The 21188-nt window shown below is 61.1% G+C and carries 13 protein-coding genes; 5 read left to right on the plus strand and 8 right to left on the minus strand.

Annotated elements, in window-relative coordinates; all coding sequences use genetic code 11:
- Positions 1-4: 4 nt before the first annotated feature.
- The 4 genes from ACO77H_RS22305 to ACO77H_RS22320 all read right to left on the minus strand — a co-directional run bounded on the left by ACO77H_RS22305 (position 5) and on the right by ACO77H_RS22320 (position 2928).
- Positions 5-643, minus strand: coding sequence for a LysE family transporter (locus tag ACO77H_RS22305; RefSeq protein WP_169954470.1), 639 nt, complete (start codon positions 641-643; stop codon positions 5-7).
- Between the two features lie 25 nt (positions 644-668).
- Positions 669-1082: an NUDIX hydrolase gene (locus ACO77H_RS22310; protein WP_169954471.1), complete on the minus strand. Its 414-nt coding sequence runs from the start codon at positions 1080-1082 to the stop codon at positions 669-671.
- Between the two features lie 102 nt (positions 1083-1184).
- Positions 1185-2513 carry an HD domain-containing phosphohydrolase gene (locus ACO77H_RS22315; RefSeq protein ID WP_169954472.1) on the minus strand — a complete coding sequence of 443 codons (1329 nt, stop codon included), beginning with the start codon at positions 2511-2513 and terminating at the stop codon, positions 1185-1187.
- A gap of 142 nt (positions 2514-2655) precedes the next feature.
- Positions 2656-2928, minus strand: coding sequence for a type B 50S ribosomal protein L31 (locus ACO77H_RS22320; protein WP_169954473.1), 273 nt, complete (start codon positions 2926-2928; stop codon positions 2656-2658).
- A gap of 278 nt (positions 2929-3206) precedes the next feature.
- Between ACO77H_RS22320 and ACO77H_RS22325 the strand changes: the two genes are divergently transcribed.
- Complete coding sequence (locus tag ACO77H_RS22325) at positions 3207-4826, plus strand: FMN-binding glutamate synthase family protein (protein ID WP_170041815.1); 1620 nt, start codon at positions 3207-3209, stop codon at positions 4824-4826.
- Between the two features lie 11 nt (positions 4827-4837).
- Entirely contained in the window at positions 4838-5122 is a 285-nt protein-coding gene (locus tag ACO77H_RS22330) for a putative quinol monooxygenase (RefSeq protein WP_169954475.1), read from the plus strand.
- Positions 5123-5160: 38 nt separating this feature from the next.
- Here ACO77H_RS22330 and ACO77H_RS22335 read toward each other — a convergent pair whose 3' ends face one another.
- Genes ACO77H_RS22335 through ACO77H_RS22345 form a run of 3 tightly spaced genes read right to left on the minus strand, consistent with a single transcriptional unit; the run spans position 5161 to position 7984 of the window.
- Positions 5161-6654, minus strand: coding sequence for a glucosyltransferase domain-containing protein (locus tag ACO77H_RS22335; protein WP_432754571.1), 1494 nt, complete (start codon positions 6652-6654; stop codon positions 5161-5163).
- A 23-nt stretch (positions 6655-6677) separates the two neighbouring features.
- Positions 6678-7613: a glycosyltransferase family 2 protein gene (locus ACO77H_RS22340; RefSeq protein WP_170041813.1), complete on the minus strand. Its 936-nt coding sequence runs from the start codon at positions 7611-7613 to the stop codon at positions 6678-6680.
- Complete coding sequence (locus ACO77H_RS22345) at positions 7610-7984, minus strand: GtrA family protein (protein WP_170041812.1); 375 nt, start codon at positions 7982-7984, stop codon at positions 7610-7612. The genes ACO77H_RS22340 and ACO77H_RS22345 overlap by 4 nt, the downstream gene beginning before the upstream one ends.
- A 263-nt stretch (positions 7985-8247) precedes the next feature.
- Between ACO77H_RS22345 and ACO77H_RS22350 the strand changes: the two genes are divergently transcribed.
- On the plus strand, positions 8248-9384 hold the full coding sequence (locus ACO77H_RS22350) for an OpgC domain-containing protein (protein WP_170041811.1): 1137 nt from the start codon (positions 8248-8250) through the stop codon (positions 9382-9384).
- A gap of 62 nt (positions 9385-9446) precedes the next feature.
- Positions 9447-15929 carry an NEL-type E3 ubiquitin ligase domain-containing protein gene (locus ACO77H_RS22355; RefSeq protein WP_432754572.1) on the plus strand — a complete coding sequence of 2161 codons (6483 nt, stop codon included), beginning with the start codon at positions 9447-9449 and terminating at the stop codon, positions 15927-15929.
- A gap of 48 nt (positions 15930-15977) precedes the next feature.
- On the opposite strand, the gene ACO77H_RS22360 is transcribed toward ACO77H_RS22355, so the two are convergent.
- A complete protein-coding gene (locus ACO77H_RS22360; RefSeq protein WP_170041809.1) occupies positions 15978-17396 on the minus strand; it encodes an amino acid permease in 1419 nt (472 codons plus the stop codon).
- A gap of 601 nt (positions 17397-17997) precedes the next feature.
- Here ACO77H_RS22360 and ACO77H_RS22365 point away from each other — a divergent pair.
- Positions 17998-21129, plus strand: a complete 3132-nt coding sequence (locus ACO77H_RS22365; RefSeq protein WP_170056792.1) for a transglycosylase domain-containing protein — start codon at positions 17998-18000, stop codon at positions 21127-21129.
- The last annotated feature ends 59 nt before the right edge of the window (positions 21130-21188 follow it).

Genomic DNA, 21188 nt, shown 5'->3' on the forward strand with positions numbered 1-21188 from the left:
CGGCTCACGCGCTGCGCCGTTGCTCCAGCATCAGGCGCACCGCCAGGGCGGCCAGCACAAACCCCATGAAGTAACGCTGCACCGCCAGCCACGTGGGGTTGTGGATAAACCAGGCGGCGATGCTGGCGGCGCACAGCGAGATCAGCAGGTTGACCACAAAGCTGACGCTGATCTGGGTAAAGCCCAGCATCAGGCTCTGGGTGAAGACCGAGCCGTGCTCCGGGGTGATGAACTGCGGGAATACCGACAGGTAGAACACCGCGATTTTCGGGTTCAGCGCACTGGTCAAAAAGCCCATGGTCACCAGCTTGCGCGGTGAGTCGGCGGGCAGTTGCTGGGCCTCGAACGGCGAACGCGCGCCCGGTTTCACTGCTTGCCAGGCCAGCCACAGCAGGTACAGCGCGCCGGCCCATTTCAGCACTTCATAGGCCACCGGCACCGTAAGAAACACCGCGGTCAAACCGGCAGCGGCGGCAAACAGGTGTACAAAAAAACCCGCGACCACCCCCAGCAACGACGTCACCCCGGCCTTGCGGCCCTGGCAGATCGAACGGGAGATCAAATAGATCATGTTCGGGCCGGGTGTCAGCACCAGTAGCAGCGAGGCGGCGGCAAAAATCAGCAGGTCATTGAGGGGGATCACGGCTCAGTCCTTTGCGCCCGACAGTTCAGGCAGTGGTAGTCAGCGATGCGCGATAGAACGGCAGGATCAGGTCACGTGTCAAGGGCGCCAACTGCAGGCCGCCATCGCCGGCCGGGTCGATCCAGCGCACTTCTTCGATCTCGGCGGCGGGTGTCACCGGCACATCGATCCGTACTTCAAACAACTCGGCCTCCACGGTAAACCCCGGCTCATTGGCCGCTGGCGCCGAGAAGTGGCCAAGGTACTGCGCCGCTGCCGGGTCGATCCGCAGACCAAGTTCTTCGTGCAGCTCACGCGCCAGGGCCTGCGCCGGTTGCTCGCCCGCGTCGATCTTGCCGCCCGGCTGCATGAAGGCCTGGGTGCCGCGCTTGCGCACCAGTAGAGTCTGGCCGTCGCTGCCGATCAACAGGGCGGCGGCGATACGGATGGTCTTGGACATGAAAAAAACGCCTTGGAGTAAAGGGCGCAAAGGATCACACGGCTGCCCTGTTCCTCGCAATGAATGTAGGAACCGGCTTGCCGGTTCCTACAGGGTTTCGGGTTACTCGGCTTCCTTGATGAACACGCTGTACTTGGCGCCCTCCATGGCTTCAAAGGCGATCAACTTGTCCACCAGCGGCAGGTTCAGCACCTTGCCGGCGTTGAGCAGCAGCATGCCGTTGTCGGCATTGAGGTTGCGCGCCAAGACCATGCCTTCGGCCAGCTCGCGAGTGCCGAGCACCTTGACCATCGGGTCGCCCAGGGTCACGTCGCTGAGGAAGGCCGCACAGGCCTGGACGAAGTCTTCGACCATGTCCGGGTCATACAGGCGCCCGGCGTATTTGCGGATGTACAGCAGCGCCTCGTCGCTGTTCATCTGCCGCTCAAGGATCAGGCCGCGCTGCAGTTCGATAAAGTCCACCGCCAGCTTTAGCAGGCGCGAGCCAAAGGGAATTGCCTCGCCCTTGAGATGGTCGGGGAAACCACTGCCGTCCCAGCGTTCCTGGTGATGGCGGATCAGCCGCGCGGCGTCCTTCATCGGCTCAAGGGTCATCAACAGCGACTCGCTCTGTGTGGAGTACTCGCGAAAGCGCTCGCGGTCGGTGCTGTGCAGCAAGTCCGAGGGCGCGACCATCATGCTGTCGCTCCAGCTCAACTTGCCGATGTTGTACAGCGCCGCAGCCATGGTCAGGTCGCGGCTGCTGGCATCGTCCAGGCCATGGAGCACGCACCAGGTGCGGACCAGCTCGATGATCTGCCGATTGGTCTGCTTGCTGCGCGGCAGGCGCAGGTTGGCCAGCAGCGAGAACACCTCGGTGCCGGTGGCGTAGCTGTGCTTGAGTTCTTCGTAGGCCAGGTCGAGCATGTCGGCGGTCTGCTGCAATTCACTGGTGCGCGAAACCACGCGTTTTTCCAAGGATGCATTGAGTTGCTTGAGCTCCTCGTTCTGCTGGCGGATCAGTTGCTCAAGACGCAGGCGCTCCCGTTCGGAATGCTGGTGGGCCAGGGACTGACGCAGGGCCAGCAGCAGTTCTTCATCCTTCCAGGGTTTGCTCAGGTAGCGGTAGATCTGCCCTTCGTTGATCGCCTTGATGATCAGGGTCAGGTCAGTCTCGCCGGTCAACAACAGGCGCACCGTTTGGGGATAGGCGTGATGGATCTGCGCCAGCAGCGTGGCCCCGTCCATATCCGGCAGGCGTGCGGCACTCATCACCAGGTCCACGGGCTGGCGCGCCAGAATGGCCAGGGCCTCGGCCGCCGTGGTGGCGCTGCACAGTTCAAAGGGCTCCAGGCGCAGCAGCTGCGCGAGGCGGTCATGCACGTCCGGGTGGGTGTCGATCAACAGCACCACGGGACGATCGGTTTCAGAAAAGGTAACTGACTCTCCCACGGGACACCTCGGATCTAGTCGCGTCGGTGTGCGCTTCCTACGGTCAAGGTAACAGCCTCCTGGCTATTACCTAGTAGTTTAGTCAGTTTTCAGTCAATAGTGGCTAAATGATGCCATTCGCCACCAGTGTGCCTTAAGCCCCTTAGGCCTCAGCTGCTTTGCCGGACGAACTGAACGAGGCGAAGCGCTTGTTGAAGCCAGCAATCCGTCCTTCGACCTGGGTCTTGCGCTGCTGGCCGGTGTAGATCGGGTGGGATGCGCTGGACACGTCGAGGGCCATATAGGGGTAAGTGTTGCCATCGCTGTGTTGGTAGGTGCGGTCCGTGTCGACTGTGGAGCCGATCAGGAAAAACACATCGGCGGCAGTATCGTGGAACAGCACGGTGCGGTAGTCGGGATGGATACCAGCTTTCATAGGGCCTCCGGGGCGTTTGAGCAGAATCAATATGTTATACAATAACACAAATAATGCACCTAAACGAGAACGTATTGCAATACCGATAGAAGCCCGGGTTCTATGTGGTTGCCCCGGCAAGGACCTCGCCCGTAAGCTGGGACTCCGTGAGAGCACAGGCATCCATAGCCTGGAGATCCTTGCAGGAGCTGGCTTGCCAGCGATAGCGCGATCGAAAACGCCATTGCCGGCCAGCCGGCTCCCGCAGGTTAGAAAGAGTCCGAACCCAAGGAAACCGTATGAGCCTGTCGTTGCTTAGCCGTTATGCATTCTTTGCCGTGTGTGTGATTTTCACCCTCGCCAGCCTCCCCTTTATCCAACACGAATGGCTGTGGCCCTTTACCCTGGTGACCGGCGTGCTCAGCCTGATCGGCGTGTTCGACCTGCTGCAAAGCCCCCACGCGGTGCGCCGCAATTACCCGATCCTGGGCAATATCCGCTACCTGGTGGAAGGCATCCGCCCGGAAATCCGCCAGTACCTACTGGAGTCCGACAGCGATGCCCTGCCCTTCTCCCGGGCCCAGCGTTCGCTGGTGTATTCGCGGGCCAAGAATGAAAGCGCCGACAAACCCTTCGGCACCCTGATCGACGTGTATCAGTCCGGCTTCGAATTTATCGGCCACTCCATGCGCCCGGCCCCGTTGAGCGACCCCAGCGCCTTTCGCGTGGTGGTCGGCGGCCCGCAGTGCACGCAGCCGTATTCGGCGTCGGTGTTCAATATCTCGGCGATGAGTTTCGGCTCGTTGAGCGCCAATGCCATCCGCGCCCTCAACCAGGGGGCCAAGCTCGGCAACTTCGCCCATGACACCGGCGAAGGCAGCATCAGCGCCTACCACCGGGAAAACGGCGGCGACCTGACTTGGGAGCTGGGCAGCGGCTACTTCGGCTGCCGCACCAGCGACGGCCGTTTCGACCCGCAACGCTTTGCCGTGCAGGCGCAAAATCCGCAAGTGCGGATGATCGAAATCAAGATGAGCCAGGGCGCCAAGCCCGGTCACGGGGGGATCCTGCCCAAGCACAAGGTGACCAAGGAAATCGCCGAGACCCGCGGCATTTTGATGGGCGAAGATTGCATCTCGCCATCCCGCCACAGCGCGTTTTCCACGCCGATTGAACTGATGCACTTTATCGCCCAGTTGCGTGAGCTGTCGGGCGGCAAGCCGGTGGGCTTCAAGTTCTGCCTGGGCCACCCGTGGGAGTTCATGGGCATTGCCAAGGCCATGCTGGAAACCGGGATCCTGCCGGACTTTATCGTGGTCGACGGCAAGGAAGGCGGCACTGGCGCTGCGCCCGTGGAATTCACCGACCACATCGGCGTGCCCCTGCGCGAAGGCCTGCTGTTTGTGCACAACACCCTGGTGGGCCTGAACCTGCGCGACAAGATCAAATTGGGCGCCAGCGGCAAGATCGTCAGCGCCTTCGATATCGCCAGCGTGCTGGCCATCGGCGCCGACTGGGCCAACTCGGCCCGGGGCTTTATGTTCGCCATCGGCTGTATCCAGTCGCAGTCTTGCCACACCAACAAATGCCCGACCGGCGTGGCCACCCAGGACCCTTTGCGCCAACGCGCACTGGTGGTGCCGGACAAGGCCCAGCGGGTGTTCAACTTCCACCGCAACACCCTCAAGGCCCTGGCGGAAATGCTCGCGGCGGCCGGCCTTGATCATCCGTCGCAATTGTCGGCCAAGCACCTGGTACGGCGCATGTCGGCCACCGAGATCAAACTGTTTTCGCAGTTGCATGTGTTCTTAAAGCCTGGGGAACTGCTGACCGGCGAAGTGAACGGCGAGTTTTATTCACGTATGTGGCAGATGGCGCGAGCCGACAGTTTCGAGCCCCATGAAGTAGAAGCTGCCTAAGGACCGATCTGATGTTGAAAGTTATTGCTGAAGACTTTATCCAACCCGAACACCTGGACACCGTGCGCCCCTGGTACGCCGAACTGGTGGAAAAAACCCGCCAGGAACCGCTGTGCATTGCCTACGACTTGTTCATCGACCAGAAAGACCCGGGGCACTTTATCTTTATCGAGCAATGGCCCGACCAGGCCGCGCTGGATGCGCACTGCCAGACCGAACACTTCACCCGCCTGGTGCCGCAGATCAATGCGTATCAGGCCAGGCCGTGCCGGGTGTTGTTGATGGATGGGTTTTAAATAATCTCCCGCTGCCGATCATCGATTCGGCAGCGGCTCTAGGGGATGTCATTGTAGTTTTCGGAATCGCGTATTTCTTTCATGACAATGTATCCCCCTTCAGAGGTCACATAAATCGAATAGAACTTACTGTCCACCACAGGCGAACCCACGCCATTTAAAGCAACCAACTTGTTAAAAACATCACGCTTACCGCCAACAACATTATTGATTCCCAACCGAGGAAAAAAGTGAGGATGCAGCAAGACGTTAGCATTACTCAAAATATACCTCAGTGCTGGCATATAGGTCATGGCATCGTGCCCCCGAGGTAGCCAGTTACCCCCCGTTTGTGGACCTACAAAATAAAATACCGGTACCAATCCCAGCTGTTTTTCCGAAACAATGTCTTTTGCAATGTATTGAGCCATCGCCATCTCAAGCTCTTTTTTCGCGATAATTACCTGACCATAGGCATAACAAAAGGCAAACATGAACAACACTGGAACTACCAACACCCATCGAGCGGCTAGCCAAGCTCGCCCCAGCACCTCATAGTTCAAATACAAGACAAGAACCAAGACAGCGGAAAATCCGATGTAATTTCTTGCATCCAGATTTGGCTCCACGAGAAACAGCATGACGCCAGGGATACTTAACAGCAATATTGGAAAACCAAGCAAATACACAGCCAGCACTATAACTCTGCTGAGTACTCCTCCTGGCATATCAACGATATTTTTCATAAATAAAACAAACGCAAACGTCGCGACAAGCAGCAACAAAACAGTAAAATAAATTGCCCCAGGGTTAACCAATAGACCAACCTGTTCCATAGCGAAGATCAGTTTTTGACCCGCTACCTCAAGCCATCTAGCGTCAAAAACACTCAAGTTTCCTCGTCCATCCACAGTCAACTGGTAGGCAGTCAGAGCATAGATCAGGCTTCCTGCAGTCAGTTGCACAAACCTCTGCGTAGCTAATGACAAAGCTTTAACGGTAGAAATCCTATTTTTTACTCCACAGACGAATTCAACAATGCTCAAGCCAACAAACAGCGACAGGGTGGGCTGGTACAAGCTCAATGAAATAGCTATCAATAATGCGGATGCAAAACCCCGATAAACCACATGCTCAATAGTGCAGGTAATTGCATAAATGATCGCAACAACCGCCAACACCATGCCTGGACCATCAAACTGATAAGTCAGATTGCCCAAGAAAAAGGGGTTACATAAAATGGGCAACACCACCAGGCAACTTAAAATACAGGGGTGAGTAAAATACCACAGGGTCAACCGCGTCATGGCCAATGCAAGTGCGAATACAGATATCAACAGCGGCAGAGGAAATATATTGGTTGTACCACCGGTAAACGTCAAGACCCTATGCAACACTTCAAGCAAGATCCGGCCTTGATTTTTCCACGCTTCTTGCGCCTGATGCAAAGCTCGCCAATTATCATCGACATAGGCATAGTCCGCATGAACAAGTGGATAAATATAAGCGAAGGAAAGCACTACAAACACTATCATTATTTCTTTTCGGCTCAACTCCCTTTGATTCCACATCGCACCTACCTCCGAGCCATGTTCCGAACTACTTCTTTCACTACATACCTCGGCCGATGCTTAGCCTCCATATAGATCCGCCCCACATACTCCCCCAATATGCCTATTCCGATCAGTTGCACACCGCCCAGAAAGAGGATCGCCGTCATCAACGACGGATACCCCGGCACCTCATTGCCAAACAGCAACTTGTCGACAATCAGGTACCCCGCATACCCCAGTGCCAATAACGAAATACCGGCACCGATATAACTCCATAACCGCAACGGCAAGGTACTGAACGAAGTGATGCCCTCCAGCGCCAGGTTCCACAACTTCCAGGCATTGAATTTGCTCTGGCCAGCCACCCGTGAGGCCCGGTCATATTCGACAATCGCCACGGTGAACCCTGCCCAGGACAACACGCCCTTCATGAACAGTTGCTGCTCTGGCAGCGCCTTGATCACGTCCACCACCTTGCGATCCATCAGGCGGAAGTCGCCGACGTTTTCTTCGATATGGGTGTAAGCGATGCGATTGAGCAGGTGGTAGAACAGCGAGGCGCTGTGGCGTTTTAGGTAGCCATCGCTGGAGCGGTCGCGGCGTTTGGCCAGGACCACATCGGCGCCCTGCTGCCATTTCTCGATCAGGCAAGCAACCACCTCCACCGGGTCTTGCAGGTCGGCGTCCATCGGCACCACCGCCTCGCCACTGGCGTACTCAAGGCCGGCAAACAACGCCGGCTCCTTGCCGAAGTTGCGCGAAAAGTTGATCAGCACCACGTTGCGATCAAGCAGCGCGATATCCCTGGCGATCTCCAGCGTGCGGTCGGTGCTGCCATCGTTGATAAAGACGATCTCGACCTCATGCTCCAGCAGCGATGGTTCGCGGCGTATGGCCTGGTAGAACGGCTCGATCGCCAGTTCTTCATTGAACAACGGCACGATCAGCGAAAGCCTCATGATTCAGGCCTGCGAAACACCAGGTACTTGGACAGCAGGAAGCCACACAACAGGCTACTGAGGGAAAACACCGCCACCGTGACCAGGCCGGGCAATCGCCAATAGTCACCCATCCAGCCGACCACCAGACTCAAACTGCCCAGGCACAGCATGAATAACAGGTAGCGGCCAAGCGAAGCGGATACCCCAAAGGTGAACGTGGCATTCACAAAAAACGAGAAGCTCGCCGCCACGCAAAACGCCAGGAAATTGCTCACGGCCTGGCTCAGGTCAAGCGCTGCCCGGAGCACGAAAAAAAGCTGCCAGTGGATCACTGTGTTGGCGATGCCAATCACCGTATAGCTGGAGAACCCTATCCATAGTCTGCTCATGCCACCATCACGCCTCGTTGCCTATCGCAGCCGATAGGCAAGCAAGCCATGCTCACAAAAGCCCGTCTACTGTCAGAAATAACAGGTAGCAGCGCTTATACGACCAACGGCATGACCCTTTCGGGCAATTGAGACATTCAGTAATACCCAACCTTTGCAATTGCTTACAAATACCGCCAACCTGCGCCGGCCCGACGTACGGCGCGTACCATTGCCGACCATCCCGGGTCATTACTTAACGACTTGTTCAAGAGCCCGCAGCCATGCTTAACGGACGCGACCCGCGCATCGATTTTTTTCGGGGCCTGGCGTTGATCTTCATTTTCTGGGATCACGTGCCCCACAACCCGCTCGGTCAGATCACCCTGCGCAATTTTGGTTTCAGCGACGCCGCCGAGGTCTTTGTGTTCCTCGCCGGCTACGCCTCGGTGCTGGCCTACAGCAAGGTGTTGCAGCGCGAAGGCTACCCGATGGCCTGCCTGAAAATCCTGCGCCGCGCCTGGGTGTTGTATGTGGTGCATATCTTTTTGCTGGCGATGCTGATGGGCATCGTGTTCTTCGCCAACAGCAAGGTAGAAACCCGCGACCTGGTGCAGGAAATGGGCCTGACCCACTTCATCACCAACCCACAACAAGCCCTGACCGATGAATTGCTGCTGCGCTTCAAGCCCAACCTGATGGACCCGTTGCCGCTGTATATCGTGTTGCTGCTGGGCTTGCCGCTGGTGCTGCCGGTGCTGGTACGCAAGCCCCTGGCGGTGGTAGTGGTGTCGATGGTGGTGTACCTGCTGGCGCCACGGCTGGGCTGGAACCTGGCGGCGATTGCCGATGGCGTGTGGTACTTCAATCCGGTGACCTGGCAGTTCCTGTTCGTCCTCGGCGGTGCGGCGGCGATCCGCGCAGGTATGCCCCGCGCACCGCAAACCCGGCCATTGCACAGGCAGCCGCTGTTTCTTGGCGCGGCGGCCTATACGCTGCTGGCTGGGGTGATCACCCTGTCCTGGCGCTGGCCCGAAATCCACGATGCCGTGATGCCGGCCGTGTTGAGCGAGCTGCTGTACCCCATCAGCAAGACCGACCTGTCGCCGGTACGCCTGCTGCACTTCCTGGCCCTGGCCTATGTCACCGCCAAGCTGCTGCCCGGCCGGGGCTGGACGCAAAACTGGCTGGCGCAACAAAGCTGCCGCATGGGGCGCTACTCCCTGGAGGTGTTCTGCCTGGGGGTGCTGCTGGCGCCGCTGGCTGACATGCTCAACGCCCAGGTCGACGACGCCTGGCCGATGCAGATATTCAGTGCGCTGCTGGGCCTGGTGTTGATGGCCGGGCTGGCGGCGTGGCTGGAGTTCAACAAGCAGTTGAACCAGGCCCAACGCAGTGAGGGCCGCCCGTTAAATAGTTAGGCCCCGGGCGCGCATGCGCAGTGCTTCCATCTGCCTTCCACTTATCGTGAAAGGTAGAGCGCATGCCGACTCATCATTTACTCAACGGCCTGTCTGGCAATCTGCAATCGAGCACCTCCTGGGCCCAGCAACAGGCGCTGGAGCTGATCCAGCGCAATGTGACCCAAGCCCTACAGGGCCTGGACACCGAAGAACAACAGCGTTTCGTGCAACTGCAACGCCAGGCCCACGCGGCACTGGCGGCCGTTGAAAGCGAAAAAGAACGGGTGGTGCGTTCCTTCAAGGCCGATGGCCTGGCGCAGTTGCGCAGCCGGATCGGCGGGCGCGATCCCGAGCAGTACCGCTTCGACACCACCTACATTGAAAAAATCGAGCAACCCTTACCCTGGGATCGCCAGCCCGGCAGCCACATCCGCACGCCGCGCCGCTCCGATATCGATTACCGCGAAATCGAACACGTCAAGAGCATGTCCCTGTGGGAAGCAGCCTGTGTGAACTTCGGCTTCACCTCAGGCCTGCGCCAGGACTCCGGCTACAGCCTCGTCGACGCCAGCAAAGTGGTGGGCCCCGACGGCGATCGCAGTCTCAAGGCTCGGGAGTTTATCGCCATCGCCCGCGAGCTGGACCTGGGCCACCAACTGCAAGTGAAGATCAAGGCCACCCTCGATCAGCAGGGTACGCTGCGCCGCTTGATGGGGGTGGCAGCGCAGGCCCTGTTGCAGTTCGATGCCCTGGACGCCTGGCGCAACCGCGCCCATAACGGCCTGACGCAAACGGTGTACGCAAGCCTCACCGCCTCGCTCGATGGCAGCGGGCCGCCACTGGCGGTCGAGAGCCTGAGCCTGACCTCGGGCGTCACCCCGATTGCCGCCGTGCCCTTCGTGCCCTGGGAGAGCGCCATTCCCGTGCCGCTCCTGCTGATCCGCGTGGCCAGCCTCGGGGTGCTGTCGTATTTCCCTTTCCGCCCCGGCGGTGCGTTTCGCTACCACCCCGACGCGCGCGCGGCAGAAGCCGACTTTCGCCGGCAACTGCGCGACAGCCATCGCCAGGACGACCTCGGCTGGTTTGCCCGGCAACTGCCGCTGGTGGGGCTGTCGGTGTTCAAGCCGTTGCTGACCCTGGAGAAGCGCCCCGAAGGCCTGAACTGGCTGGCCGGCAAGCTGTACGACGGGTTTCACGCAGCCTTCCCCGAACGCACCCTCGACGACATCCGCTTCGCCGCCGATCCACCCAGAGGCCCCGCCGAAACCCTGCTGCAAACCCTGACTTATCGGCAGGTCCAGCGCTGCCAGGCCGATATGGACACCCTGGCCAACACCCGCTCCGAAGCCGATTGGCAAGCACTCAAGGACGCCGCTGCGGCCATCGCCGCCGAAGTCCTGCAACTGCTGCTCACGCCCCTGCCCGGCGGAGTCACGGGAATGAACCGGGTGATGCAACTGGCGGTGCTGGGCAGCATGACCTACAGCGTCAGCGTGGGCCTGAATGAAGCAGCCAAGGGCGATGCCAGCAGCTTTGCCACGACCCTCAGCGATGTCGCCGACCTGGCCATCAGCGGGCGCCTGATCAGCATCGCCGGCAGGGTCCATCGCCAGCGCATGCTCGAACACCTGCAGCGCCTGGGCAACCCGCGCAAGGTGACGCGGCCCGACGGGGTCGATGAACTGTGGAAGCCTGACGCGCACCCCTACGCCCATGACGAGCCTTACCTGCTGGAGGGCAAGACTGCCGATGCCCTGTGCGTATTCGCCGTGCAGGGCAAGCAGTACGTCAAGCTGCACCATGAACAGCAGACCCAGGTCGCCGAAGTCACCCACGACCAGCAAACCCAGCGCTACGTGCTCAAGAACGGGCGCAGCAGCTACAAGCCACCCATCGTGTTCGACCCGGCGCTGCAAGCCTGGACCTTCGACCTGCATAACGCCCAGGCCCTGTCGGATACCCAGTTGCTGCAACAGATGCTGCCCGGCGACTCCTCGAACATCACCCAGCTCGACCTCGAGCAAATGTTGCTCTGCACCGCCACCTCCCGTGCAACCCTCGACAAGGTATGGCACGGCGAGCCGGCGCCGTTGAACCTGATCGAAGGTGTGCGGCGCCTGCAAGCCGACCAACTGATCCAGCACATCATCGGGCGCTTCCATCAAGCCGGTTATCTACCGCCCTATGGCGACAGCGTAGTGTTGTGCCTGCTGACCCAGTTGCCCGAATGGCCGGCCACCGCCCTGCTGAGCATCCGCGATCCGCAGCGCAGCGTGATCGAGACCTTCGGCAAAAGCACCCAGCCACTGCTCGAGCCGACGACCATTACGATCATCCGTAACGAAGACGGCAGCTACCAAAGCGAAGAGGATAGCGGCCAGGTGCCTTACCGCGCCGAACCGCTGTTGGGCCTGGTGATCAGCCTGCAACCCGGCACCTCGCAACTGGGCCTGAGCAACCAACCCGATGCCACACCGGCCCAGCGGATCATGGCGGTGCGCCAGGCCGTGGTCACCCTGGCACGCCAGGAGCGCCTGACGCTGTTTGCCGCGCTGGTCAGTTACGCCGGCTATGAAAAACCCGAGCAACTGCCGCCCGCCGCTGTGCGCCGCTTCCTGCCCGTCAAGGCCTCCGCGCCGCTGGTGGCCGTCACACCGCTGCTGAAAAAACTGCGCGACCTCAACCGCCCCTTGTCTGCAGCCCTGCTGGAACGGCTGCTGGAACAACAGCCGCTGACACCCCGCCAACAACGGGCCTACCTGCAAGGTGGGGAACTGCCCGGCGCCTTTCGTGAATTGCTGGACAACCACCGCACTTGCCTGCGCATCGACGCGGCCATCGATGGCCTGTACCACCCACGGTTATTCAACAACGACGCCGACCAATGGGCCAGGGAGTTCGCCTCGGCCCTGGTACGCCAGCGGCTCCAGCGCGGCTTCGTGATTACCGAGGTGCGCGACGGCGGGATCGCCAAACCCTATCGCTCCAGCGGTCCTGACGATCTCACCGTGGAGCTGCGCCACAGCGGCGACGGCCACTATGAAGCCTATGACATGCGCAACGCGGGCACGATCGCCGTAACACCGGCCGTCGACAGTTTCTACCTGGCCATCGGTTCGGTGTTGCAACCCCATGAGCGGGAACTGCTGGGCATGGCCAGCGTGACCGACGCCCCAGGCCTGCGAAACACCCTGGGCAAGTACATGAGCGACCAGCGCAACCCGCAAGGCTATGTGCGCCTGGCCGACGGTTCGCTGAAGCAATACGAGCACACCCTGTCTCTGCCGGCCAAACTGCTGCCCGATACCCAGGGGCTGTATTCCCATGAGGGCGAGCATTACCTGCCGTTGTTTGGCTCGCTGTACCGCGTCATCTATGACCAGCGGGTTTTCCGGTGGCGGCTCAAGCACCCGGACAAGATTGGCGTCGATACGCCCACCCTGGAACACAACCGTGAAGGGGCCTGGCGTCTGTCCAGCGAGAACCCCATGGAATGGGACGAGCATCGACTGCTGTACCGCCTGGGGGGTGACCACCAACTGGTCGACGAGGGCGAAGCTGCGAAAATCATCGCCCTGACCGACACCCCGGCCCACGTGCTGCGCCAGGTCCACCGCAGCGGCCGGCCGGCCCCGCCGATGCTTGCCGATACCTGTAAGCGCTTCAGGATGGACCAGCAGATCACCCAGTTCATCGTCTCGCTCTATCAGGTGCCCAGCACCTCGGTCGCCAACCCGGACCTGCGCCTGCTGATCCTCACCAGCCTGCCAGGCTGGCCCGCCAGCCACGTGCTGGAGATTGTCGGCAGCGCCAGCCCCCTGCGCTACCCAACAAACCAAGCACCCGGGGCCAAGGTGGTACAAGTCACCGACCAGGACATCAGGAGCCCCGGGCTCCTGGAAAAACTCGTCACCGACGACGACCTTGCCCTGGCCCTGCTCGGCGAGCTGCCGCAAACCCTGGAACAGCGCCTGGTCCAACTGATCAACCGGATGGTCGAATACACTGAGCGCGAGCGTGGGCAAATCCTCGAATCCATGTACCAGCGCAGCGAGGCCGCAACCACCGCCCAGGAGCGCCCCGTCAAGACCCAGTACCCGGCGCTGCCGAACAACGCGGTCAAGGCGATTCTCGGCCATGCCTCGCCGCGGGAACTCAAGCAACTGCATGAAAAAAACCAACTGAGCCTGCGCCTGTCAGAACAGGCGCGCCTGACAACCCATGACTTGCGCCTCAACCGTGCCTTCGAAGGCTTGTATGTGGACGCCTGCGCCAATGCCGACAGCGACCGGATCACGCTGTACCTGCTGCGCCGGCTGCCGACCTGGCCGAAGAACCTGCGCGTCGATATCCGCGAATGGGACGACCAGGGACGCCTGCTGGAAACAGCGGGCCACCTGGCGGGTTCGTCACGCAAGACCGTGGCCAGGACCAACCGTGGATATCAGGCCTATGACGAACACGGCAAGACACTCGGCCAACCGTCGACCCGATTGCTGGCGGTCATTCTCAGCACCTTGTCCGCTGCCGAGCAGGTGCTGCTGGAGGCTGACACCGACAGCGCGATTGCCGAGTTGCGCCGCCAGATCGCCGAGCAGGCCCTGGCCCGCCGCGTGGAGATCAAGGGCCTGCTGGATATCCCGCACTTGCAGCCCTGGATGCAACCGCCCATGGGCCTGGATCGTTCGTTCCTGGTGTACCCGCTGTGGCAGCGCCTCTGGCCGTTTCACGGGCCACGGCCGCCGAACCTGGTAGCCAAGGTCCAGGAGCTGTACCCGCGCTTGGGCAATGCCGATGCACGCAGCTTCCTGAGCGCGTTGAACATGACCGACCCGGAAAAACTGCTCGAACTGGAACGGCTGAAAGCCGAGTACCAGGCCATGGATACGCAACTGACGCGCTGGAGCGAAACCCCTGTGGCGGCCGACAACCCTCTGATCGACCCGTTGGGCACCGGCCGGGGCAGGCGGCGCTATATCGCCTCCCAACTGTGTGCGGCATGGCGCCGGGAAACCTCCACGGTGTACATGGCCGGCCTGTTCAACGTACCGTCACTGGAGTTGCAACTGGACGACGAAGGCTTGCCACCGGCCTCGTTCATAACCGGGACCAGCGGTTTCAATCACATTCAATTCCTGCGGATTTCCGGTAACGCGTTCCCCGCTTCGGGGCCGGACTTTCTGACCAAGCTCACCGGGCTCGCAGTGCTGCGCCTGGATTGTTACCTGACGGAACTGCCCAGCGCGGTCACCGATATGACCACGCTCAACCACCTTGACCTGAACGACAACGACCTTCGCCTGACCGAAGACGCCGTGCAACGCCTGGCCGGCATGGTCAATCTGCAACACCTCGACCTCAACGATAATCCGGACCTGGACCTGACCCCGGATGTCAGCCAAATGAGCCGGCTACGCCGCCTGCGCCTGGCCAACACCGGCATCAGCCAATGGCCGATCGGCGCCGGCGCCCTGCCGGTTTTGGAGGAGTTGCACCTGCAGACCAACTCGATTAGCACCATTCCCGAAGAAGTGTTCACCAACCCGTGGCTGCAAGCCGCCAATCGCAACACCTTTTTGCATGAGAACCCGCTGACCGCCGAGACCCTGGCACGCATCGACCGCTACTACCTCGAGACCGGTATTCGCCTGGGTGGCCAACTGCGCACCCCCGCCCATGCCCCAGCGACGCCCAATGACTTCGACACCTGGCTGACCGACGTCGCCGAGAAGGACGTAACGCCGCGCCGACAATTGTGGGAACAGCTCAAGGCCAATGAAACGGCGAGTGCCGATGATGTATTCCGCGTGCTGCGTGACCTGAAGAATACGCACGCCTACCGCAACAAAAAGTTGAGGCCTGGCCTGACCAAGCGAGTCTGGACCTTGTTGCAGGCCATGGGCGAGTCGACGCAACTGCGCAACGCGGTGTGCCTCAACACCTACGGCTCCGGCAACTGCGGCGACAGTGTGCTGCTGGCCTTTACCAACATGGAACTGCACCACCGGATCCATCAGGCCAAGTTGCAACCGCGCAGTTATCTGGCTGACCGGGCGTTGCTGGAATTGGCCGAGAGTTGCTTCTACCTCAACCAACTGGACCACTTTGCCGACCAGTTCATTCTCGAGCGCGAGCGTGCCGGGCTGCCTGTCGATCCGGCCGAGGTCACGGTGTACCTGCGCAGCCAATTGGCCAGTGAATTCAAATTGCCGTTTTATCCGCTGGAGCTGCTGTACACCGTGGATGACTATGTCACCGATGAGGTGGTGGGCCGGGCTCGCAGCACCCTGCGCAGACTCGGCCAATCACCGGCCGTGCAGGAGGCGATTTTGATGAGTGAGTTCTGGATTGAGTATTTGGCCAACAGTCATCCGGAGCCTTTTATCACGGTCAAGCAAGCCGTGAGCTACAAGGTCAGCCTGTTGAATCGGGAACTCCAGGACAAGCGTTCGCAGGTATTTCTGGAGCGGCGCCAGGCACTGGTTGACCTGGAAACCAGCGAACATAACCGCCTGGTCCGGCAGCTGACGGAGGGCACGCAACGGGCGCTGATGCGCACCTGAACCTGGGCCGGCCTGTCGCAGGTGACAGGCCGGCCAGGGCTCAAGGGTTTACGCCGAACGCTGCGAGCCGACGCCGGCCTGGGTCGGTTGCAGCTTGAACACGTAGAACAGCACGGTCAGGAACAGCAGGAACACCGGCCCGACATACAGCGCGATACGGGTATCGGGGAAGTACGCCATCAGGCCCACCACCAGCACCAGGAACGCCAAGGCCAGGTACGAACTGACCGGGTACAGCCACATGCGGTACTTCAGGGCCTTCTGTTCGGCCGGGCTCAGGCTTTTGCGGAACTTGAGCTGGGCCAGCAGGATCATCACCCAGGTCCAGATCGCGCCGAAGGTGGCGATGGAAGTGACCCAGACGAAGACCTTGTCCGGCACCAGGTAGTTGAGCAGCACGCCCAGCAGCAGGGCGAAGATCGACAGCAGCAGCGCATTGCGTGGTACGCCGTTGCGCGAGGTGGTGCCGAAGGTCGCCGGGGCCTGGCCGTTCTGCGCCAGGCTGTAGAGCATGCGCCCGGTGCTGAAGATCCCGCCGTTGCACGACGACAGCGCGGCGGTGATCACCACGAAGTTGATGATGCCGGCGGCAGTCTTGATGCCCAGGCGCTCGAAGGTCATCACAAACGGGCTGCCCTGGGTGCCGATTTCATTCCATGGGTAGATCGACAGGATCACGAACAACGCACCGACGTAGAACAGCAGGATGCGCCAGAACACCGAGCCAATGGCATTGGGGATGGTTTTTTGCGGGTTCTTCGCTTCACCAGCGGTCAGGCCGATCATTTCCACGCCCAGGTAGGCGAACATCACCATCTGCAAGGACATCAACACACCCTGCACGCCATTGGGCATGAAGCCACCGTGGGCCCACAGGTTGGAAATCCCCAGCGCCACGCCGTCGTTGCCGAAACCAAAGGCAATGATACCGACGCCGCCAATCACCATGGCAATGATGGTGACGATCTTGATCAGGGCGAACCAGAACTCGAACTCACCGAAGGCCTTGACCGCGATCAGGTTGATGGTGCCCATGCTGATCAGGGCGGCCAGGGCCCAGATCCAGCGCGGTGTATCGGGGAACCAGACGCCCATGTACACGGCGACGGCGGTGATTTCTGCAACGCAGGTCACCAGCCACAGGAACCAGTAGTTCCAACCGGTCAAAAAGCCCGCCAACGGGCCGAGGTAGTCCTGGGCGTAACGGCTGAAGGAGCCGGCCACCGGGTTGTGTACGGCCATCTCACCGAGGGCGCGCATGATCACCAGGATCGCCAGGCCGCCGATGATGTACGAAAGCATGATTGCCGGGCCGGCCATTTCAATGGCCTTGGCCGAACCGAGGAACAGACCGACACCGATACAGGCGCCGAGCGCCATCAAGCGAATATGCCGTTCGCCGAGTTCGCGTTTGAGCGGGCCGCCGGAAGCGGTCTCGCCGTGGGGCTGATGGTTGCCAACAGGCATAGGGGTACAACCTCATTTTGTTATTGGATTGAACCACCGAGTCTCGGGCGTACCAGCGGGTGGGCTCGTACGCCTGGGTCACCGGGCCTACCTTGTGGGCAGATCCGTCTGACAGGAAAACCGGCCAGATCAGCGGGCGTGCAGTATAAAAAGCTCCCTATAGAGCTTTTCACTCAATAAACGGCAAAATTCAGCGAGAACTCTCGGCAAAAGCCGATATGACGGCGAGGCATCATCTGCCTGGAACGCCGTTCTCCCTGGAAAACGGCGGCGAGTATTGCACAGCATGGGTGCAGCGTCATGCCCCTACCCTGGTCGCATTTACCAATCGCAAAGGCTCTAGAACGGCACTTCGCCCTCAGGCCAGGGCGGCGCGTCAAAGAACAGCTCGCGCGCCATGCGCAAGTTGATTTCGCCGCGATGAATCGCCAGGGTCTGCGTCACGCGCCCGCTCTGCCCGGCCTGGATGCTGCGAAAGGCCGCGCCCGCTGCCGTCGGTGGTAGTCGGTCATGGCCGGCGCAGACAAATTCCTTGCGTGGACCAATCAGCGACTACGCTTGAAACAAGTCCGATCAATCTGCGTGAATGGATCAATCGACTATGGGTGTTTTATGGCAAACCGATTCGACCCAGGCTGCGGTGCCAACCGACAGTGCGGATGAACCGCCTTTGCCACAAAAAACCCGCCCACGCCGCTTCGGCTGGCGCATGTTCTGGCTGTTGCTGGTGATGCTGCTGATCGGCCTGGCCTATGCCGCGTCCCGGGAAATGCGCACCTCCAAGTGGCAGGCCCGGGAATTCAGCCGGATCGCCGCCACCCTCAGTTACCAGGTGCAGCCCGGCCCGAGCGCGGCGATTGTCTACCCCGGCGCCGGCCCCTTCGACAAACGCCTGGGCTACAGTGCCCTGAGTGATTTTCTGCCACGCCTGCTCAAGCGCAATTACCTGATCCAGAGCCAGGCGCAGTTCTCCCAGGCCTTGCTCGACTACAGCCGCCAGGGGCTGTTTGTGCCCTATGACGAGAAGATCCAGGCAGGCCTGTCGATCAGCGATTGCCGCGCCGAGCCGCTGTACCAGTTCAGCTACCCGCAGCAGTTCTATCCGACCTTTGCCGCGATCCCGCCGGTGGTGGTCAACAGCCTGCTGTTTATCGAGAACCGCGAGCTGCTCGACCCCGCCCAGCCCCAGGCCAACCCCGCCGTGGACTGGCCGCGTTTTGCCAAGGCCGCCTGGTCGCAGGTGGCCCGGCTGCTGCACCTGCCGGGCCAGACTGCAGGCGGCAGCACCCTGGCCACGCAGTTGGAGAAATATCGCCACTCGCCCGACGGGCTGACACTGTCGGGTGGCGAGAAGATCCGCCAGATGATTTCCGCCAGCGTGCGCACCTACCTGGACGGCCCCCAGACGCTGGTAGCGCGCCAGGCGATCGTGCGCGATTACCTCAACAGCGTGCCGCTGTCGGCGGTGCCCGGGCATGGTGAAGTGCATGGTATGGCCGAAGGCTTGCGGGTCTGGTACGGCGCCGACTTCAACCGGACCAACAGCCTGCTGGCCAGTGACGACCCCAAGGATCTTGCGCAAAAAGGCCTGGCCCTGCGTGAAGTGCTGTCGCTGACCATCGCCCAGCGCCGTCCTTCCCACTACCTGTCAAAGGGCCGCGACGAGCTGGCCAGCCTCACCGACAGCCATATCCGCCTGCTGGCGCAGAACGCGGTGATCGATCCGGCCTTGGCCAGCGCCGCACTGGCCAGCCAGGTCACTTACCGCAACTGGCAGCAGCAACCGACCCTGCAGCCCATAGAAACCAACAAGGGCATCAGTGTCGCGCGCAGCCGCCTGGCCGCCCTGCTCGATCGCCCGCTGTACGACCTCGACCGCCTCGACCTGGCCGCCACCAGCACCCTGCAAAGCGATCTGCAAAGCCAGGCCACCGCGTACCTCAAGCAATTGGCCGACCCGGCCTTCGCCGGCCAGCTCGGCCTGCTCGGGCCGCGTCTGCTGACCCCCGCCAGCACGGCCCAGGTGCGCTATAGCTTCACCCTCTACGAAATGACCACCGACGGCGCCCGGGTGCGGGTGCAGACCGACAACACCGACCAGCCCTTCGATATCAATGAAAGCAGCAAGCTGGAACTGGGCTCCACCGCCAAGCTGCGGGTGCTGACCACCTACATGCAAATCATCAGCGAACTGCACCAACGCTATGCCGACCAGAGCCCGGCGGCGCTGAAAAAAGTCGTCATCGACGAGCAGGACCGCCTGACACGCTGGGCCGTGGATTACCTGGCACAGAACAGTGACCGCAACCTGCCGACGATGCTCGCCGCAGCCCTGGACCGGCACTACTCCGCCAGCCCCGGCGAAAGTTTTTTCACAGGGGGCGGCCTGCATCACTTCCATAACTTTCGCAACGAAGACAACGGCCGCAACCCGACCTTGCGCGAGGCGCTACGCGAGTCGATCAACCTGCCATTTATCCGCCTGATGCGCGACCTGGTGCGCTACAGCACCTACCAGGGCGCCAACAACAGCGCCGAACTGCTCAAGGACGACAGCGACCCGCGCCGCCAGGAATACCTGGCCAAATTCGCCGACCGCGAGGGCACCACCTTTTTGCTGCGGTTCTGGAAAAAGTACCGTAACAAGGACACCCAGGCGCGCCTCGACACCTTTCTCGACAGCCTGCACCCCACCGCCATCCGCCTGGCCGCCGTACACCGCTACCTGTTGCCGCAGGCCAGCCAGCAAAGTTTCAACAGTTTTGTGCGCGCCCACCTCAATGACCCCACGGCCCGCGCCAAACTCAGCGACGAACGCCTGGCCAACCTCTACCAGAACTACGGCCCCGGTGCCTACGACTTGCCGGACCAGGGCTATATCGCCAAGGTCCATCCCCTGGACCTGTGGTTGCTCGGCTACCTGCTGCAACACCCCGACGCCACCTTCACCCAGGCGGTGGCGGCCAGCACGCACGAGCGCCAGGAGGTCTACAGCTGGCTGTTCAAGAGCCGACACAAGAGCGCGCGGGACAGCCGCATCCGCACCATGCTGGAGATCGAGGCCTTCCTGGATATCCACCAGCGCTGGCAACAGGTGGGCTACCCGTTCGACCATCTGGTACCGTCCCTCGCCACCGCCATCGGCAGTTCCGGCGATCGCCCGGCCGCGCTCGCCGAACTGGTGGGGATTATTCTCAACGACGGTATCCGCCAGCCGACACTGCGCATCGACAGCCTGCACTTTGCCGCCCGCACGCCTTATGACACACGCCTGGTCAACGACCCCGAACGCGGCAAGCGGGTGATGCCCAGCGCCGTGGCCACGGCCCTGCGCGAGGCGCTGTCGCAAGTGGTGGATGCCGGTACCGCCAAGCGCGTGGCCGGCAGTTTCAAGCTGGCCGACGGCACACCACTGGCCATGGGTGGCAAGACTGGCACCGGCGACAACCGCATCGAAGCCATCGGGGCCGGCGGGCGCGTGCTCAGCTCCAAGGCCATCAACCGCACGGCGACGTTTGTGTTCTATATCGGCGAGCACCATTTCGGCACCTTGACCGCCTTCGTCCCCGGCGCCACGGCCCAGGGCTTCAGTTTCACCTCGGCCTTGCCGGTGCAGGTGCTCAAGGGCATGGCGCCGATCCTCACGCCTTATCTGCAACCGGGCAGCCACACCTTGTGTGCCCCCGCCTCAATGGCGCTGAACCAGGGCGGTAGCCGGCTGTTTTCAAGGTGATGAATTTTGAACGGTTCGCCTGTGTAAGCGGCCTGTTGGACCCAGTATTCAAACTTATT

It is taken from the genome of Pseudomonas sp. WMBT8 (assembly GCF_050916005.1).
Classification (GTDB): Bacteria; Pseudomonadota; Gammaproteobacteria; order Pseudomonadales; family Pseudomonadaceae; genus Aquipseudomonas.

What these genes read in the sequence shown, in the direction of transcription:
- ACO77H_RS22325 (WP_170041815.1), top strand. Translation starts at nt 3,207, where the DNA reads ATGAGCCTGTCGTTGCTTAGCCGTTATGCATTCTTTGCCGTGTGTGTG.
- ACO77H_RS22310 (WP_169954471.1), bottom strand. Translation starts at nt 1,082, where the DNA reads ATGTCCAAGACCATCCGTATCGCCGCCGCCCTGTTGATCGGCAGCGAC.
- ACO77H_RS22360 (WP_170041809.1), bottom strand. Translation starts at nt 17,396, where the DNA reads ATGCCTGTTGGCAACCATCAGCCCCACGGCGAGACCGCTTCCGGCGGC.
- ACO77H_RS22345 (WP_170041812.1), bottom strand. Translation starts at nt 7,984, where the DNA reads ATGAGCAGACTATGGATAGGGTTCTCCAGCTATACGGTGATTGGCATC.
- ACO77H_RS22365 (WP_170056792.1), top strand. Translation starts at nt 17,998, where the DNA reads ATGGGTGTTTTATGGCAAACCGATTCGACCCAGGCTGCGGTGCCAACC.
- ACO77H_RS22350 (WP_170041811.1), top strand. Translation starts at nt 8,248, where the DNA reads ATGCTTAACGGACGCGACCCGCGCATCGATTTTTTTCGGGGCCTGGCG.
- ACO77H_RS22340 (WP_170041813.1), bottom strand. Translation starts at nt 7,613, where the DNA reads ATGAGGCTTTCGCTGATCGTGCCGTTGTTCAATGAAGAACTGGCGATC.
- ACO77H_RS22320 (WP_169954473.1), bottom strand. Translation starts at nt 2,928, where the DNA reads ATGAAAGCTGGTATCCATCCCGACTACCGCACCGTGCTGTTCCACGAT.
- ACO77H_RS22355 (WP_432754572.1), top strand. Translation starts at nt 9,447, where the DNA reads ATGCCGACTCATCATTTACTCAACGGCCTGTCTGGCAATCTGCAATCG.
- ACO77H_RS22330 (WP_169954475.1), top strand. Translation starts at nt 4,838, where the DNA reads ATGTTGAAAGTTATTGCTGAAGACTTTATCCAACCCGAACACCTGGAC.